General features: G+C 47.8%; 11 protein-coding genes. 9 read left to right on the forward strand and 2 right to left on the reverse strand.

The features are described from left to right. Positions 1-8: 8 nt before the first annotated feature. Both pgi and CEY11_RS05975 read right to left on the reverse strand, forming a co-directional pair. Positions 9-1,640, reverse strand: coding sequence for a glucose-6-phosphate isomerase (gene pgi / locus CEY11_RS05970; RefSeq protein ID WP_088602431.1), 1,632 nt, complete (start codon positions 1,638-1,640; stop codon positions 9-11). 106 nt (positions 1,641-1,746) lie between these two features. Further along, positions 1,747-3,024 carry an exopolysaccharide biosynthesis polyprenyl glycosylphosphotransferase gene (locus CEY11_RS05975; RefSeq protein WP_088602432.1) on the reverse strand — a complete coding sequence of 426 codons (1,278 nt, stop codon included), beginning with the start codon at positions 3,022-3,024 and terminating at the stop codon, positions 1,747-1,749. Positions 3,025-3,811: 787 nt separating this feature from the next. On the opposite strand from CEY11_RS05975, the gene CEY11_RS05980 reads away from it, so the two are divergent. The 9 genes from CEY11_RS05980 to CEY11_RS06005 all read left to right on the forward strand — a co-directional run bounded on the left by CEY11_RS05980 (position 3,812) and on the right by CEY11_RS06005 (position 16,655). Next, entirely contained in the window at positions 3,812-4,636 is an 825-nt protein-coding gene (locus tag CEY11_RS05980; RefSeq protein ID WP_088602433.1) for a glycosyltransferase, read from the forward strand. 47 nt (positions 4,637-4,683) lie between these two features. Next, complete coding sequence (locus CEY11_RS05985) at positions 4,684-5,475, forward strand: ABC transporter permease (protein ID WP_088602434.1); 792 nt, start codon at positions 4,684-4,686, stop codon at positions 5,473-5,475. Positions 5,476-5,517: 42 nt separating this feature from the next. Beyond that, positions 5,518-6,267 carry an ABC transporter ATP-binding protein gene (locus tag CEY11_RS05990; RefSeq protein WP_088602435.1) on the forward strand — a complete coding sequence of 250 codons (750 nt, stop codon included), beginning with the start codon at positions 5,518-5,520 and terminating at the stop codon, positions 6,265-6,267. Continuing rightward, complete coding sequence (locus CEY11_RS25025; RefSeq protein WP_158215194.1) at positions 6,260-8,542, forward strand: glycosyltransferase; 2,283 nt, start codon at positions 6,260-6,262, stop codon at positions 8,540-8,542. The genes CEY11_RS05990 and CEY11_RS25025 overlap by 8 nt, the downstream gene beginning before the upstream one ends. Positions 8,543-8,728: 186 nt before the next feature. Continuing rightward, complete coding sequence (locus CEY11_RS05995; RefSeq protein WP_088602436.1) at positions 8,729-10,810, forward strand: glycosyltransferase; 2,082 nt, start codon at positions 8,729-8,731, stop codon at positions 10,808-10,810. Between the two features lie 13 nt (positions 10,811-10,823). Further along, positions 10,824-12,062, forward strand: coding sequence for a polysaccharide pyruvyl transferase family protein (locus tag CEY11_RS06000; RefSeq protein ID WP_088602437.1), 1,239 nt, complete (start codon positions 10,824-10,826; stop codon positions 12,060-12,062). A 433-nt stretch (positions 12,063-12,495) separates the two neighbouring features. Continuing rightward, a complete protein-coding gene (locus CEY11_RS25030; protein ID WP_143322699.1) occupies positions 12,496-13,788 on the forward strand; it encodes a hypothetical protein in 1,293 nt (430 codons plus the stop codon). 474 nt (positions 13,789-14,262) lie between these two features. After that, a complete protein-coding gene (locus tag CEY11_RS25035) occupies positions 14,263-15,339 on the forward strand; it encodes a hypothetical protein (RefSeq protein WP_143322701.1) in 1,077 nt (358 codons plus the stop codon). Between the two features lie 362 nt (positions 15,340-15,701). Then, positions 15,702-16,655 carry a glycosyltransferase family 2 protein gene (locus CEY11_RS06005; protein WP_088602438.1) on the forward strand — a complete coding sequence of 318 codons (954 nt, stop codon included), beginning with the start codon at positions 15,702-15,704 and terminating at the stop codon, positions 16,653-16,655. Positions 16,656-16,666 lie beyond the last annotated feature (11 nt).

Below are 16,666 nucleotides of genomic sequence, written 5' to 3' on the forward strand. Positions count from 1 at the left end.
GTAAATCACTATCCGCCGTTTCGACCCTTCAATGACTTGGCAAAAGCCTGCACCCAGTACGCCGTAGAGGCATCATGCTTAGGCGCCACGGCCTGCGCCGATGCGGGGCTTGCGGCCGCATCCCCGGCCAGTTCGCGCAATATACCTTTGGCCAGCACCTTGCCGTACTCCACCCCCCACTGGTCGAAAGGGTTGATGCCCCACACCACGCCTTGCACGAATACCTTGTGCTCGTACAAAGCCAGCAGGGCACCCAGGCTGTAGGGGGTTAGGCGCGGCAATACGATCAGGCTGGAAGGGCGGCCGCCCGGGTGTACGCGGTGGCGCGCCAGCTTGCTGGCCTGTTCGGGGGGCATGCCTTCGGCCAGGCATTCCGCCAGGGCGGTGTCGTAGTCTTTACCCTGCAGCAGCGCTTCGCGCTGCGCCAGGCAGTTGGCCAGCAGACTGCGATGGTGTTCGGGCCAGCCGTGGTCGGCCTCTTGGCACACGATGAAGTCTACCGGTGCGCCGTCGCTGCCCTGGTGCAGCCACTGGAAGAAGGTGTGCTGGGCATCGGTGCCCGGCATGCCCCATACCGCGGGGCCGGTGGCCACTGCCAGTGTTTCGCCATCGTTGCCCACGGATTTGCCCAGGGATTCCATTTCCAGCTGCTGTATATAAGGTACCAACTGTGCCAGGCGGAAATCATACGGGGCGATATTCAGCGAACCGTAGCCCAGCACGCTGCGGTTGATGATGCCGGCCAGCGCCATTTGCACCGGGGCGTTCTCGGCCAGCGGCGCCTGGGCGAAATGCATATCCATGGCCGACGCGCCGGCATGCATGCCGGCCACCACGTCGGTGCCCACGGCCAGGGCCACCGTCAACCCTACCGAAGACCAGATCGAAAAGCGGCCGCCTACCCAATCCCAAAGCTTGAAGACATGGGCCGGCGGCACCCCCCAGGCCTGGGCCACTTCAGGCCGCGCCGTAATCGCCACAACGTGCTGGTAAGGGTCGGCGATGCCGGCGGCCCGCAGCCATTCCACCGCCCGCTGGCCATTCTGTAAGGTTTCGGATGTGGTGAACGACTTGGAAGCCAGCACAATCAGCGTGTCGTGCGGGTCCAGCCCCGCCAGTCCACCCTGCATGGCGTGGCCGTCGATATTGGCCACGAAGCGCACATTGCGCCACGTGCCCTGGTAGCCGAAGGCGCTGACAGCCAGCCGCACCCCCCAGTCACTGCCGCCTATGCCAATGTGCACGATATTGCGCCAGCGCCGTTCGGAATCCGCGACCCGAACGAAGTTGTTCGTGCGTTGTCGTTCCAGCATCACTTCCGCAGTCGGGGCTGGCTCGCGCAGTGCGGTATGCCAGGCGGCGCGCTGTTCCGTGGGGTTGGCTTCCCCCCCGTGTAGCAGCCGTTCACGCTGAGTGTCGAAATCCCGTTCATGCAGCAGCCGCCTCGCGCAATCGAGCACGGCGGGACTCAAGCGTTGGCCGCTAAGATCCAGCGTAAGGCCCGGCGGCCGTAGCAGTGCCGCTTGTGCGCTATGGGTGGGTGTGCGCCGCGCCTTCTGTGCGAAGTCGGTCCAAGCGATCTCGCAGCCCGGTTGGCCATTGTCGATAGTTGTCGTGTCGTCGGAAGAATGTTTGGGCATCTGGAATATCGGTGATCGGGCAGAGCCCCCGTGTACTAGGGCCGTGGCGTGCAAAGTATACGGGTGGCTCGCTCGACAGGCGCTAACCAGCTTGTAGGCGGTGTGTCTACCGTGCCCCGAAACCCGTCAGCAGGGTCTTCACCGTCAGGAATAGTATGAATACGTCCAGGAACAGCGAACCGTGCTTGATGTAGTAGAAATCGTGCTCGATTTTTTCGCGGGTCTCATCCACATCAGCCGCGTAGCCTTGTCGGACTTGAGCCCAGCCCGTAATGCCCGGTTTGACAACATGTCGGTAGCTATAAAAAGGAAGTTCTTGATCGAAGTGCTCGACGAAATCGGGCTGCTCGGGGCGAGGCCCAATCAGGCTCATGTCGCCTTTCAGAATATTCAGAAACTGCGGCAGTTCATCTATACGGTATTTCCGCAACACACGGCCGACTCGCGTCACTCGGGGGTCACCTTCTTCAGCAAACTGGCTTGATACGGACTCATCTTGCGAGCATCGCATGCTGCGTATCTTATAGATCTTGAAGGGTTTATTACCTCGCCCCATGCGTTCTTGAGTATAGAACGCTGGCCCGGGATCCTCTATACGCACAGCCAAAGCCGCCAGCGCGATCAAGGGCACGCTTACGGGCAGGCTGAGTAGAATCAAGACCCAGTCGAATACAATCTTGGTGCGCTCGTACAGGATGGAGGGTAGAAGGGAGCCGATATCGTTTTCCGACATACGGTTAATGCGTACCCGACCCGTGACGGATTCGTAAACTGAGCGGGCGTTGTATACGGCGATGCGGTTCAGGGCGCAGCGCGTCAGGAAGCGCTCCCATTCCGGGGTCAGGCACTCGAAGTCGGCGACCACCGCGTCGTAGCGCTTGCCTTCCAAGTCGGGGCCGGTCAGTGCCCGGGCATCGATTTCCGGCAGTTCGAGCAGATCACGTGCTTGCCCCTCAGCGATGACCGCTAGTTTAGGGCGCCTGAATCTTTCTGTGACGATATATTCGATTTGAAACCAAATGATGGCCAGAATACAGCTGGCGCCTAGCAGGTAGCGAGATATCTCGATGCGCAGAACCAGCACCGGTACCATGCAAAGAGCGTACACAACCAGGGAATGGGGGATCACCATGCCCATGCTGCGCCCTCCCGGATAAGCCAACATCAGGCGCGTCACACCTAAGTGTGCAAGAACAAATGCGACACTTGCCACGACGATGCCCGCGAGTGCTCCGTGAGTGGGCCGCAGAAATACCGCATTTCCCCAATAAAAGAAGGCTGGCAGTCCCACTGTAAGTAGCCACCCCACCATCACCGAGAACCAGCGCGACAACAGCAATTGCTCGTGTATCTTGTCGTAACGTCGAGAGTGTATGGCGGTCATTCAAGATTCGAGGGTAGCAAAATGGGAGTGAGTGCGGCGCGATCATAGTATTCAAAGATACGAAAGTTTAGCGATGATGGCGCATGACAATTGTAACAAGATGACTGCTTTGTGGCGGAAATTCCAAAGACCGTACACCATCCGTCTTCGATGTATGGTGAAAATAGCATTGACTTCGACTATGACGATCAGGTTGCGCCAGTGCCCGAAAGCTCTGCGCAGCATCAACCCTGATTGATGGAGGGCGCCGCGGAACGGCATGCTCGAATGTTGCGGTGTTAGCTCGTTGTAGTAAGTGGAGGATGGCTGATGGCGTAATAGCGTACGGGTATAGGCGGTGCCTTAGCTCGACTATAATTGCGTCCAACTATCGGAAGAAAAAATCTGTCATTCATGATGCGAAAAGTCGCTACCTCGTTGCACACATTGAGGTAAGTTGAAGCTGTGCGCGTAGGAGCCCCGGAATTGAGCCTCCTTCCAGATTCTTATTGCGGGCTGGCTCGCGAACAGGGAATAGTAAGGGTGACTTTCTGAAGGTGAACCATACAATAATCGTCAAGCATTTGTCTTAGCTTTGTATGTTTACACTCAAACTTATCGCGCGGAATTGGCTTCAAGCACCTTTGTGGGAACCGATTACTCGGCTAGCTTAGGGTTCCTGGGCAAAAATAAATTGAAATTTTAAGTTGGGCCATTTAAAAATGAGTAGTAAATCGAGAAAAGCGACTCATGCCGTAAATATAGTTTATAAAATTTCGTTCTAAACAGCTGATCGTGGATTTTCACTATGCGACCCAAGTTCAGCGTTCTAATGGCTGTGTACTTTAAAGATGATCCAGCATACCTGCGGCAGGCGCTGGCGAGCATTGAAAAAAACACTGTCTTACCCGACGAGATAGTGTTGGTTGAGGACGGGCCCATAGGACTCCACTTAAGGGAAGTTATCGACGAATTCCGAAGTCATCTGAACATCAAGTCCATTTCGTTGGTAAAAAACCAAGGTCTTGGGCTAGCTTTGAATGTTGGGTTAACAAAATGTATACACGAATGGGTTGCTCGATTTGATGCGGACGATGTGTGCATTCCTGAGCGCTTCGAAGCGCAGCTCCGATATATAGGAGAGCATCCGCATGTCGGGGTATTTGGTGCGCAGGTGCTTGAGTTTGATAGTGATACGCGAGAGCACCATAAATCAAAGCGCCCCCTAGCGTGCGAGCACAATGATATTGTTAAATTCGCGAAATCGCGTAATCCATTCAATCACATGACGGTTATGTTTAAGAAAAGTGCCGTTCAGGCTGCTGGAGGGTATCAATCAGATTATTTATATGAAGATTATTGTCTGTGGGTAAGGATGATTCTCAGCGGAATCCGTACTGGTAACATAAACATTCCTTTAGTCTATGCTCGTGCGGGAGAAAATATGTATAGACGACGAGGAGGCTGGGCATACGTAAAGGGCGAGTTTCGGGCACAATTAAAGTTCCTGCAATGGAACTTTATAACTCCGCTGTTGTTCGTGCGGAATATCATCGTACGCATTCCCGTGCGGCTGGCTCCTCAAGGTGTAAGATCTAGGATCTATAAAAGGCTTCTCCGGATGAAAGCCTGAATGGGAGTAAAAATTGAGTGCATTGGAATTAAACGGGTGCTTTTTTCATGAATAAAAATATAAGTGCTGGGTGGCGAGATTTTCATGCTAGTGCCAAAGTTTATTATTTATGGCTAGCATTGGGTTGGGTTGAGATACGACAAAGATATAGTCGCTCCAAGATTGGGCCTTTCTGGCTGACAATTAGTATGGGCATACTTATCGCCGCACTCGGAGTGGTTTATGGCACCTTGTTTAAAGCCGATCTGAAGAGTTATTTGCCATTGCTGGCTGTGGGCTTTGTTTTCTGGGCGTTTATTTCGACAACAATATCAGAAGGGTGTAACGCCTTTATTGCGGGTTCCGCATATATCCGCCAGATGCCGTTGTCTCGAGGTATTTTTGTATTCCAGACGATCTGGAGGAATATAGTCATATTAGGGCATAATTTCATTATTGTGATTGCCGTGTTGGCTATATTTAAGATAAATTTTTTGCCAGGGCTAGCATGGTTTGTGCTTGGATTCCTTTTGCTTGTCGTGAACCTATTCTGGATGTCAGCTTTGCTTGCAGTAGTCTGTGCGCGTTTCCGAGATTTGCCACAGATCATCACCAGCGCATTGCAAGTGGTGTTTTATATAACGCCAATTCTGTTCAAACGAGACATGTTGAGCAAGTATCCACTATTGATCGATTTGAATCCGTTTGCTCACATGATCGAAATTGTGAGAGGGCCATTGCTCGGTGAGCCGGTACCAGCAGTAAGTTGGTTAGCGTGTACAGCTATGGCTGTGGTTGGTATATTGATTTGTCTCGCGTTTCATGGCCGCTATCGCTCGCGTATCCCATATTGGGTTTAGCTGTATCCAAATCAAGAGAACCCCTCTTAAATCAGGCTCTTCATGGCTCACGTCAAAGCTTCAAATTTATTGGTCGAAATGCCGATCTACGAACTGAGTAGTCGGTCCATGAAATTACGCGTGCTCGGCGCATTGAAAAATAATCGTTTTGGTACTGACGGAGACGTCACGGTTGTACGAGCATTGCAAAATATCAATTTCGAATTCCGCGATGGAGATCGGATTGGTCTGATAGGTGCGAATGGTGCAGGTAAATCTACCTTGTTGCGAGTTCTGGCTGGAATTTATGAGCCCACTGGTGGAGAGCTCCAAATAGATGGCAAGGCTGTAGCGTTGCTTGAAATGGGGCTAGGGATGGACGATACTTTAACCGGCTATCAAAATATCAAGTTGAGAGGCATGCTCCTCGGCATGAAGCCAGGTGAAGTCGAAAGCCATACACAAGAAATAGCAGAATTTACTGAGTTGGGAGATTATTTGCATCTGCCTATTCGTACTTACTCTTCGGGTATGCGTATCAGGCTTGCTTTCGCCATTTCTACGACGGTGCACGCGGATTTGTTGTTGCTAGATGAGGTTATTGGTGTCGGCGATGCGGCCTTTATCGAAAAAGCAAATACTAGGCTCAGAAATTTTCAGAACAGAGCGAAGATCGTATTTATTGCTTCGCATTCGGGGGCAGTGATTTCCGATATGTGTAACAAAGCAATATGGCTAGACGGGGGGAGTCAAATGTTTGTAGGAGGGGTGCGTGAAGCGTTAAATGCGTATTCGGAGTCCCTGCATGGTTGAGGCCAATGTCAAGGGAAAAAAACCACGTTTGGCATTCGTGGTAGATGTGCGGGGTTGGGCATTTGATCTAGTGGCTAAGAACTTGCAAGAAAAGCTCTCGCATCACTTTGACGTACAGATATTTTATTGGGAAGACTATCCTTCTCATGTACAGCTTGTAAAAGCAGCCGTCCGAAGCCGAGTGATTCATTTACATTTTTTCTTTCGAGAGCATTTAAACATTATCCTCGAAACAGGACTGCCGGAGTCTCGGGAAATGGCTGATTTGGCCAAGATCGTAGTGTCTACGCATGTTCCTGATTACTTATATTCCAGCCTGGGAGAATTAGCCCAAAGGCATTCGTTATTTACGTATGCAGATGGCTATTTCACTACTAATCGTGATTTATTCGAAATCTACTCAGAGGCGAAAATAATACCGAAGCCTGATGGTGTCATCTTTGATTGGCCTTCTATTCCGAATATAAAAAATAGAGCAAGCGAAGACAATGGCGAAGTTGTCCGGATCGTCTGGTGTGGGAATTCCAAATGGGGGGAGTATGCTGGTCATACGGACTATAAAGGGTTAAAGGAAATCATACTGCCAGCAGTTCATGAAATACAATCAAAGCACCCATTTGTGCAATTTATATGCATGGACTCCGCGCAAAAAAGGATTTCACATGAAAATGTCTTGCAAGGCTTGGTCGAGGCAGATGTTTTATTAATCGCATCCATTGCTGAGGGCACTCCATTAACCTTTATAGAAGGAATTGCCTCCTCTTGTGCAGTTGTTTCCTCGCCAATCGGGATTGTGAGAGAGGTGCTACCTAAGGAGCAGCATAGATATATTGTGCCTCGCTCCTCGTCGGAATTTTTCTGTGCGCTGGATCATCTCGTGCAGGATCGAACAGCATTGATCGAAGCGAAGCGACAGAACCGTGATACTTATGTGCTTCATTTTGGAGAGGGAAGCCCTCTTCTTGATAAGTGGTTGAAGTTCCTAGCTAACGCTCGATATCGACATGGTGTCGATGGGGGTAAACGAAAAGCTGAAGCGATAAGAAGCGGGGCGAGCCCGATTAGAAGAATGGCAATACGAGCGGCCCGCCGATCTGCTGCGCTTGTCAAGAAGTGGGGGCTGGAAAAAAAAATAAATGATCTTTCCCCTGCCTTTGGCATCGCTTATGGCAAATTGTTGCATGGAAGAGCTCAGAAAGTAGGAATTGGAATTCCAGAGCAGCAGGTAATCTATCAAAGCATATTCTCGGATATTGAAGAAGATAAACCTGTAGTCGTGTATGCTCCCATGTGGAAGGGTGTGGCGGCATCTACTGAGGCGCTATTTCAGCGTAATTTGGTTCGTTTTCCATTCCTTGATTCCGAGTACCCTGAAGTTTCTCGCCATGAGTTCCTTGATCAGTTTTGCGAGATCATGAGCGAGAAGAAGCCTCTGTGCATTATATATAGTGGGGGATCCGCCTTGCATATGGAAGTGGCCAGGATACTAAAAGAAAAATTTTTTACGGAAACCACCCAGTATTTCCTTTGGCATGGCTCACCCGCACAATGGGTGGAGCCGTCACAATTTGCTCATTTCCTCGCATGGGAAAGCCTATACAGAAATCGAATTATAGATGGAATCATAACTGTCAAGCCTGGTTTGGAAAAAACTCTCGAGAAGATGGGTATTTCATCGTGCGGGACATGCAATCCAATACCTGATCTGAGTAAATACAAAAGAGCGAATTATCACGGGGAGAGAGATGCCTGGAATATTGGAGTCTTTTCAGCTCTTAGCTCCTGGTACAAGAATCCCCACGTGCAGGTATTGGCGCTAGCTGGAATGTCGGATGTATGCTTGCACACCAATTTGGGTGAATTTGAATTTGATGAGCTTGGCCTTAATCTAAAAGATATAAAAAAATATTCTCACATGCCTCGGGCGAAATTTTTGTCTGTGCTGTCGACATTAGATATTAACTTATATGTGACGAATACTGAATGTTCTCCAATGATCGCACTGGAAAGCTGGGCGATCGGCCTCCCCTGCATAGTTGGGCCCGCCGGAGATGTGTACTCGTCAGTATCCAAAAAATTAGGGGAATATCTGGTGGAGCCTCAGGTAGATAGCCCGAACGCTATTTATGAGCGAGTTCAGTTGGTATGTAGAAATATTAATGAAATTCAATTCCTTCTGGAGGAAAATAGGCCAAAATATGATGAAATTGCAATGCGAAGCTTCGCCAAGCTGATGTTATATGTCAGTGCAAGGGGAGCCGCGATAACCCGCTAGCACGAGTGTGGCTAGGTGGGCTCTGCTTTTTGCAGCTAGGAAGTCGGCCTGTGGGGAAAAGCGACGCATTGTAAGCAGTTTCTTGCTGGAATAGTCAGCGGCTTGCGGGCTGAAAGAGTCGCTTCGCTCCGGCTTTCTGGCGTTACTTCAGAGTTCGAAAAGGCTCTTTTGATTACAACTAATTCGATGAATACCGACGTATCTATTATACTGAATATACATAACGAAATTAAATATATCGCTCGAACCATTGCGTCTTTAGAAGACTCTTGTGATTTTGCTCAACGACAAGGATTAACGATCGAGATCGTAGTCGTCATGGATAGCTCGCCAGATCTGCTTAAGGCCTGGATAGCTAATTATGATTTTCGCCGCTTCAATAAATGTAAGATTATTAGCGTAGACAATCGATCCTTAGGTAAATCTAGAAATAATGGCATCGATATATCCAGTGGAGAATATATAACAACGGCTGACGCTGATGATCTGGTTTCCTTTAATTTTATCTGGGAATGCTATGTGTTGGCCCGGAAAAATGGAGCTCGATCTGTAGTCCTTGCCGAATATGTCTACTCATTCGGATCGAGAAGCTACTTCCAGAAATATATGGGGAGCGCAGATATTCCGTGCATTCTATCCGCGGGAGGCCATCCATATGTATCAAGAATATTTTGCCATAGATCACTATTTGATCAGATTCGGTACGTGGATGCCAGAGGAGGGATAAGAGCATTTGAAGACTATCACCTCAATTGCGAAGCAATCGCAAATGGCTATACCTTCTATTGCGCCTCTAATACCGTCCTATTTTATCGACAGCGGGCTGCAAGTATTATGACCTCTGCGGCAGGAAAAATAATACCTCCTACTTCTTATTTCGAACCAAAGGTGTTTACACGTATATGCGCCGAGGAATATCAAAAATATAAAGAAAGCAGTTATCTATATGTTGAACAGCAAAGTCAAAGGCGCCAACGGATTACAGGCTCTCATGTCTTAGAGGAAATATTCTACGCGGCCAATCAGATTGATCCGATGATAGACGTCGCACCTCTGAAGTACGTTGATATGGGAGCTAACACCCAAATCCCGTTGTCTACTGGGCTAAGCTATTATGAAGCTTGCCAAATTGTGGGAAGCAATAAGTTTACTGACGTTGTGTTGCTGCCATTTGCGTCGACTGGAGGAGGTGAAAAGTATATTTTCCAAATACTGAGCGCAATCAAAACAATAAGCAAAGATTCAAAAACCCTAATCATATATGGTGAAAAGGATAAATCGTGGGAAAGCTTTCCAATCTCGTTAGAAGATTCGATTGTGATCGATCTCCATGAAATATGCTCTCGACGGAATGTGGGTGATCTGAATCAGGTCACGCTCCGGCTGATACAAGCGACGGCGGAATCTGCACGGATACATGTAAAGTCTTCTTCATTCGCATACAATTTTTTAGATTGGGGTATATCTGAGTTATCTCAAAATAAATTAGTACTTTATTATTTTTCTGACACTTGCTATCGCTCAGATAAAGGTAGGCGTTTTACGCATGGTGTGAATTTTAATTTCATATCGGATCATATAGAAAATTTTGATCTCATTGTATCGGATAACTCCAATATCCTAGAAAAGACGGGGAGCTGTCTGGGTATAAATGAGGAAAAAATGAAAACAATCTATGCATGCTGCGAAGTGAATGTGATGAAAACGAAGGCGCGTGTAGATAGGAAATTAACAAAGAAGTTGTTATGGGCATCGCGGCTGGATGCACAAAAACGGCCGGATAGATTAAGACGCATTGCCGATGAGGTTCGTTTTTTGGATGCGGATATTAAGTTTTATGTATATGGAACTAGCGTATTTGGTGAGTGTGGGGATGAAATCTTTGACGGATCTCAGAATATCAAGTATTGTGGCCCGTTTTCTCGCTTTCACGATTTAACGAGTGAAGAGTTTGACGCTTTTGTCTATACTTCTGATTTCGATGGGCTGCCAAATGTGTTGTTAGAGGCGGTTTCTGAATCCCTGTTAGTGATTGCACCTGGAATCGATGGGGTTCCCGAGTTAATTGATAATAGTACAGGCGTACTTATAGACTGCAGCGGAAATGAATCTTCCATTATAGAAGGATATGTTCACGCTATTCAAAGGATCTATACTGAAGAAATGTCTCCTGTAAGTTTGGTAGAAAACGCCATGCGGAGGCTTCGTAGCCAGCATTCTCGTTCCGCACTTATATCTAGTGTACGGTCGGCCTTTTTGCTTTCTTGACGGTGTGCGTCTTATGAATACAGTGAGTTTTGTTGAGGCTAGAGATTCAATTCGTAGAGAGATCTTGCAGGACGCAGCTCTCGGAAGCCATATAAGTAACTTTATAGAATCTGGTGCCTGGTATGTCCCTTGTGCTGGGAACCTTGGGGATGGGCTCATTGGCCTTGGAACTCTCGACTTATTTCATCATTTGGGCGTCGCGCCACCAGTGTATACAACTAAAGGCCAGCCTAGCTTTCCTAGGACAAAGCACTTAATACTTGGTGGAAGTGGAGGATGGTTTGAAGGCTTGTGGAATCATTGGGAGAAAATATTAACGGAATTTTTGAATGATGGCGGTAATTTATTGATATTGCCGTCAACGATTAATGGGTTTGTAGATTTCTTCTCCAGATATGCTGGGCAAATTATTATATTTGCACGAGAAAAATTAACGTATGATAATCTAAAGAAGGTGCCTGGCCTTGAAGACAGGGTGTTCCTCTCTCACGACTTGGCTTTTGCACTGAATTTTTCTAGGCTGGATATCTGTGCTCAGCCCAGTAGATCCGGTGCATTACACATCTTTCGACAAGATGCGGAATCAAAGGAGGGATTAATATTCGCAGAAAATTATGACCTTCCTTTGATATGGAGCCATAAAGAATGGGCAGATAGAGGGTTTTGCTTGCGAATGCTGCGCCCAGTTATGGAGTTGATGCAGCTTCTCGAATCTATACAGACTGACAGATTGCACATGTCGATACTAGGAGCAATGTTGGGCTGTAGAGTTGATATGTACCCAGGCTCTTATTTCAAGAACGTTGCAGTATACGAACATTCGCTGAGCAGATTTAATACCGTTCAATTCGTTGAAACTCTTCCAATCGATGGGGTGAGGCGGGAAGATCTAACTCTTATTAGTCAATTGCGTACCGGGCATGACGCTGCTGTAGAGAAATTAGAGCTTGAAAGAAGATGCTGTGCGGCTTTACGTGAGCAATTGCATGAAATGCGCTTAAGCTTATTGAAATATGAGGAGGAGGCTGATTCCCATTTAAACTCTGTCATGAATTTGACGGCTGAGCTGAAACGCTTCCGGAATGAAAATGAAAGGCTGAGCATGGCTCTCTCAAGCTTCCAGGGGTCTCGAGGGTATAGGCTATGGCTAGCCTATAATCGCGTCTATGAGAGTCGGGCTGTGGGCTCGCAGCTGAGGCGACTGCGGGGAATGGTTGGGGCTCTGCTGAGGTCGTTTAAGCGCCGCTTCTGATGTGATAAATGTGTTGGTTGGTGCTAAGCTAAATGTAATACCTATCATTTGCAATTTGCCTACTACGGGCTGGTATTGCATCTACTGATGCTGCGTTGCCAAACCACGATAACCGCGCTATGAGTTCTATTGTTTCGCACATTTGAGGACATCTAGTCCTAAGAAAGTAGACAGAGAGTTAAGTTGCTGTCAGCTCAAAAGTTATTGTAATTCTTAATTTATGTATTTTTCGTTCTGCCGCGAAAGTTGCTTATTATTATTGCGAAATATATCATTGGGCGGAGTTGTTGATATGGATAGTTGCATGAAACGCATTACTAGACTAAGAAATTAAGAAGCTCTGCTCGGGCTATTTATGACTACAGAGCTTTTCATAACCGAAAGCTGTGATGGTGGGCTGGTCTCATTCGGGATGCGGCTACAGGGTCGAGGCGTGAGGGAAGAACTTTCCAAGGCTGGCGCAATATTTAAAGTTTTTGTGCCTGGCAAGGGAGTTTTCTTATCGCCCAGTACGTGTGATGGATTTCTTTTTGCCGTGATTTTTGAGGCAATGATGATTGGTGAGCCGTTGCACGTACATGGAAGCGTTTCGGCAAAGGCCTTAAAGAATGCTGCTCTATACTGTGAAGCTTGGGCGAATATGCTGCCAGCTGATTACCACGCTATTGAGATCACTGCAGATACGATTGTCGATGATCGGGCTGCTTTGACGGCTTTGGATGATCGTGCGGTATCGGCATTTTCGGGTGGCTTAGATGGAATTTTCACGGCGCTGCGGCATAAACAACGAGATCTAAAGGCTGGCTCTCATGATCTCGATGCGGTTGTAATGGTGCACGGGTTAGACGTTCCTCATACGGAGATTGAGGGATTTGAACGGCTACAGAAGCGCGTTAAGCCGCTTCTTGACTTGCTTGGCCTTCCCGTTATCACGGTGTGGACCGATTTTCGCCCTCTTAATCGGCAGACGTGGGGCATGAGCTTTTCTGCTCAATTGTCGGCGTGTTTGCATTTGATGTCAGGCATGTATCGGTATGCGTTGGTGGGAAGCTCCGAGCCGTATAGCGATATAGTGCTTCCGTGGGGATCAAATCCAGCAACGGATTATTTGCTGTCTGGAGCGTCAATGGAGATTGTTCATGATGGTGCGGGGTATACGCGTACAGAGAAGGTAGCGCGCATTGCCAGGAATCATGTAGCCACGGCCTGCGCCAAGTTTTGTTGGGAAGGAGAGCCTGATCGCAACTGCGGGCGGTGTGAAAAATGCATTCGCACTCGATTTAATTTTCTAGCCGCTGTGGGCGATCCTTACCCCGCATGCTTTGATCAGCCTTTAGATATAGCTTCGGTAAGCCATCTTAAATTGGCTAGTAAAGCAATTTACACCGAGTTTAAAACTGTGCTAAAGCACACCCAAAAAGAAGGCTGGCAGGGCTCGTGGATTGATGGTTTGAAGTGCTTAGTGGACAAGCACGCTACTCTGTACGGTGATGGTGCCGCTGCGCTGAGTAGCACAGGCTTGCCCGATAGTGAAAAGACCGTTATAGAGCGCTTGGAAGAAGAAAATCGTCGGCTGGGCTTAACACTTTCTGTTTACGAGAGGTCTAGAGGATACCGATTGTGGCTGTGTTATAACCGTCTATATAGGATTCGCGTGTTGGGCCTTGTGTTGAAATGCCTACGAGAGCGTGTGGGGCTTTTTTTGAGATATATGAAAGCCCTCTGATACTATATCCGCGCTGAGGGTGGGCCTCAGCGGCTCGACTTGATTATTCTGACATGACCTCCCGGCACGGCTCCTTGTGCATGACTGTGCCTTTGGTATAGCGATGTAATACCTCGTTGGGTTTTTAGTCTAGCTAAATTTATAAAGCTTACTGGCCTTATTAAATCGCGAAAATTGATGATAATCGTGAACCTTCCAAGGCTCAGATTAAATATCTGTAAGATATTTTTTTGTGCTTTTTTGTCCGCTCTTGGGGCTTCCGTTACGATTGTAACTTTTGCGCCTGGAGTAATTACTTCAGATACTGTGGATATAATAAATCAGATAGCCGCGGGGAAGTGGAACGATTGGCACTCACCGTTTTTTACCTACATATTGAGTTTAACGCGGCCGATTTCTTTTGGCCCATACGGAATGCTGATAGCTAATTGTGCATTGCTCTGGGCTGCATGTGGGATATTAGTATGTGCCTCTATGAAAAGATATGGATGGCGTGCTTTACTCTTTTTTCTTATTCCTATCGTTCCTTCCGCTCTATTTATCCCGGCATTCGCGTGGGACGTGACTTTTCACTCAATGACTTGGTTTTTAGCCCTTTCTCTTGGCTTTATTTATGTAAAAAGAGTGAGTTTCAAGCCTAATACAATACAGATCTTGATGTTGGCTCTAATCTTTATTGGGACTATGGTTAGAAAAAATGGATGGTTTGCTGCGCTTCCGCTGTTCTTTCTTGCGTTGTCGCCCATGGGGGGGGGGAAAGGACGGATGGGCTTGGCTGCATTTTTTTTTATTTTGGTGCCGATAATGTGGGGTGTGGCGGCTTTATTATTTAAAGCCACCCCTAGTCATCCGGAAAATTCGATTAAGACGTACGATATTGGGTCCATATCCGCGTTTACTGATCAAAATCTGTTTCCAGGGGTGTGGACGAAGAGCCAGAGCCGAGATATTGTCGAAAATTGCTATGAAAATGATGTAAAGAAGAGAATCCTGGATAACGGCTGGGATGTATACGCTTGGGGGAGGTGTGGCTTCGTTTTGCGAAATTTGAGCGAGCAGAAATTGTTCAAATCAAATGTGCTTACAGCCGCTTGGTTATCTGCGGTTTTTGGCCATCCGGTTGCTTATCTCCGGGCGCGGCTAGAGTTCTTTGGCACTTTTATGGTGGCTCATAAAAGCATTCCAGTGTTGATGTATAGTGAATCCAATGCGAAATTTGGCTGGGATTTTAGGAATAAAAAGATGATTAAGGCCGCTTATGATTTTGCGAGCCTATTTGTTGGTGGAGCTTTATTTCGACCTATAACGTGGCTTATACTAAATTTTGTGGCCTTTGTTTTGGCTTTCAAAGTACGGGATTCGATGGCTCGTTGCTTTGTTTGTTGTGTTTCTTTGTCAGGAGTGGTATGGTTGTTGACTTATTTTAATTTTGGTGTTGCGTACGATTTTCGCTATGCTTTTTGGGCGATATATGCTGCGCTGCTGTCTATTGTGGTTGTGGCTAATGAGCTGGCCGCGCAATTAAGGGCTGCGCGTTTCGGATTTCGTTAGTTATGTGATTTTAGAGATCGGCGTGTAAGATGTGATATTCAAGCTTATATAAATTGGCGCGTTAATTGTTTTTGATTTGGGGTAACTTCGCGCGCGTGCTGTTTGAGTTAATCGAAATATGGGGTCAACCGGGGCGGGATAAGATTGCGATGGCCTTGTAATTAGTGACGGCCGTTCCCAAATCTTTTTCTGGCATTGTTGTGTTCCTTTAGCTGGCACTTGAGCTATGAAGTTGGGTACTGTATACCTATTTGTCTGTGGCTGGTAGTGATTTCGACATCAGTGAAAAAATAATAGAGAGCGGTAATATTCGAGTAAGCCTTTTGCTTATATAAACCAATTTTTGCCCTTTTGCAGCCGTCATGATTTCGCCAAAACTCGCCGTAATCCTTCCCGCTTATAACGAGGCACAAACCATTGCTGCGACAATTGAAGCATTCCACACGGAACTGCCGCAGGCCCGTATTATTGTAGTTAATAACAATTCAAAGGATGCAACACATCAGATCGCGGCTGACACGCTAGCGAAGCTGGCTATTGACGGAGAGGTTATCGATGAGCCAAGGCAAGGCAAAGGAAACGCCGTGCGCCGAGCTTTTCTCGACATAGACGCCGATGCCTATGTGCTGGCTGACGCAGATCTGACCTATCCTGCCGAGCGCGTGCATGATCTGCTGCGGCCTGTCCTCGACGGTAGGGCCGACATGGTGGTCGGTGACCGACATTCGGGAGGGCATTACGCTACTGAAAATAAGCGCCCACTGCACAATTTCGGCAATGGGTTGGTTCAGAGCTTGGTCAATATTCTATTTGGCGCATCATTGGTCGATATTATGAGCGGCTACCGGGTGTTCAGCCGGTCTTTTGTCAAGACCTATCCAATTCTAGTAGAGGGCTTCCAGATTGAGACGGATGTCACGCTGCACGCCCTGTATCGCCGCTTGCGGATTATTGAAATTCCCGTTGAATATAAAGATAGGCCAGAGGGTAGCGTATCAAAGTTAAATACATTTTCCGATGGTGCCCGTGTAATTTTCACCATTGCTCAAATCTTACGTTACTACAGGCCGCTGGCCTTCTTTGTGGCGTTTAGTATTCTGTTTGCCGTTGCTGGCTTGGTTGCGGCCGTTCCTGTTTTCGAGGACTGGCTTACTCAGAGCTATATTACGCATATTCCTTTGGCTATTTTAGCTGCGGCGCTCGAAACTGTCGCGGTTTTACTGTTCGCTATAGGGATTATCTTGGATTCGATCGCTCATCACGAGAAGCAGAGAGCAGAGCTGCACTATCTTGCTGTGCATAGCCGTCAACGCTAGAGATATTCGGC

Source organism: Candidimonas nitroreducens, assembly GCF_002209565.1.
Taxonomy (GTDB): domain Bacteria; phylum Pseudomonadota; class Gammaproteobacteria; order Burkholderiales; family Burkholderiaceae_B; genus Candidimonas; species Candidimonas nitroreducens.

Coding starts and splice junctions, on each gene's coding strand:
- pgi (WP_088602431.1), bottom strand. CDS start 1,640: ATGCCCAAACATTCTTCCGACGACACGACAACTATCGACAATGGCCAA.
- CEY11_RS05975 (WP_088602432.1), bottom strand. CDS start 3,024: ATGACCGCCATACACTCTCGACGTTACGACAAGATACACGAGCAATTG.
- CEY11_RS05980 (WP_088602433.1), top strand. CDS start 3,812: ATGCGACCCAAGTTCAGCGTTCTAATGGCTGTGTACTTTAAAGATGAT.
- CEY11_RS05985 (WP_088602434.1), top strand. CDS start 4,684: ATGAATAAAAATATAAGTGCTGGGTGGCGAGATTTTCATGCTAGTGCC.
- CEY11_RS05990 (WP_088602435.1), top strand. CDS start 5,518: ATGGCTCACGTCAAAGCTTCAAATTTATTGGTCGAAATGCCGATCTAC.
- CEY11_RS25025 (WP_158215194.1), top strand. CDS start 6,260: ATGGTTGAGGCCAATGTCAAGGGAAAAAAACCACGTTTGGCATTCGTG.
- CEY11_RS05995 (WP_088602436.1), top strand. CDS start 8,729: ATGAATACCGACGTATCTATTATACTGAATATACATAACGAAATTAAA.
- CEY11_RS06000 (WP_088602437.1), top strand. CDS start 10,824: ATGAATACAGTGAGTTTTGTTGAGGCTAGAGATTCAATTCGTAGAGAG.
- CEY11_RS25035 (WP_143322701.1), top strand. CDS start 14,263: ATGAAAAGATATGGATGGCGTGCTTTACTCTTTTTTCTTATTCCTATC.
- CEY11_RS06005 (WP_088602438.1), top strand. CDS start 15,702: ATGATTTCGCCAAAACTCGCCGTAATCCTTCCCGCTTATAACGAGGCA.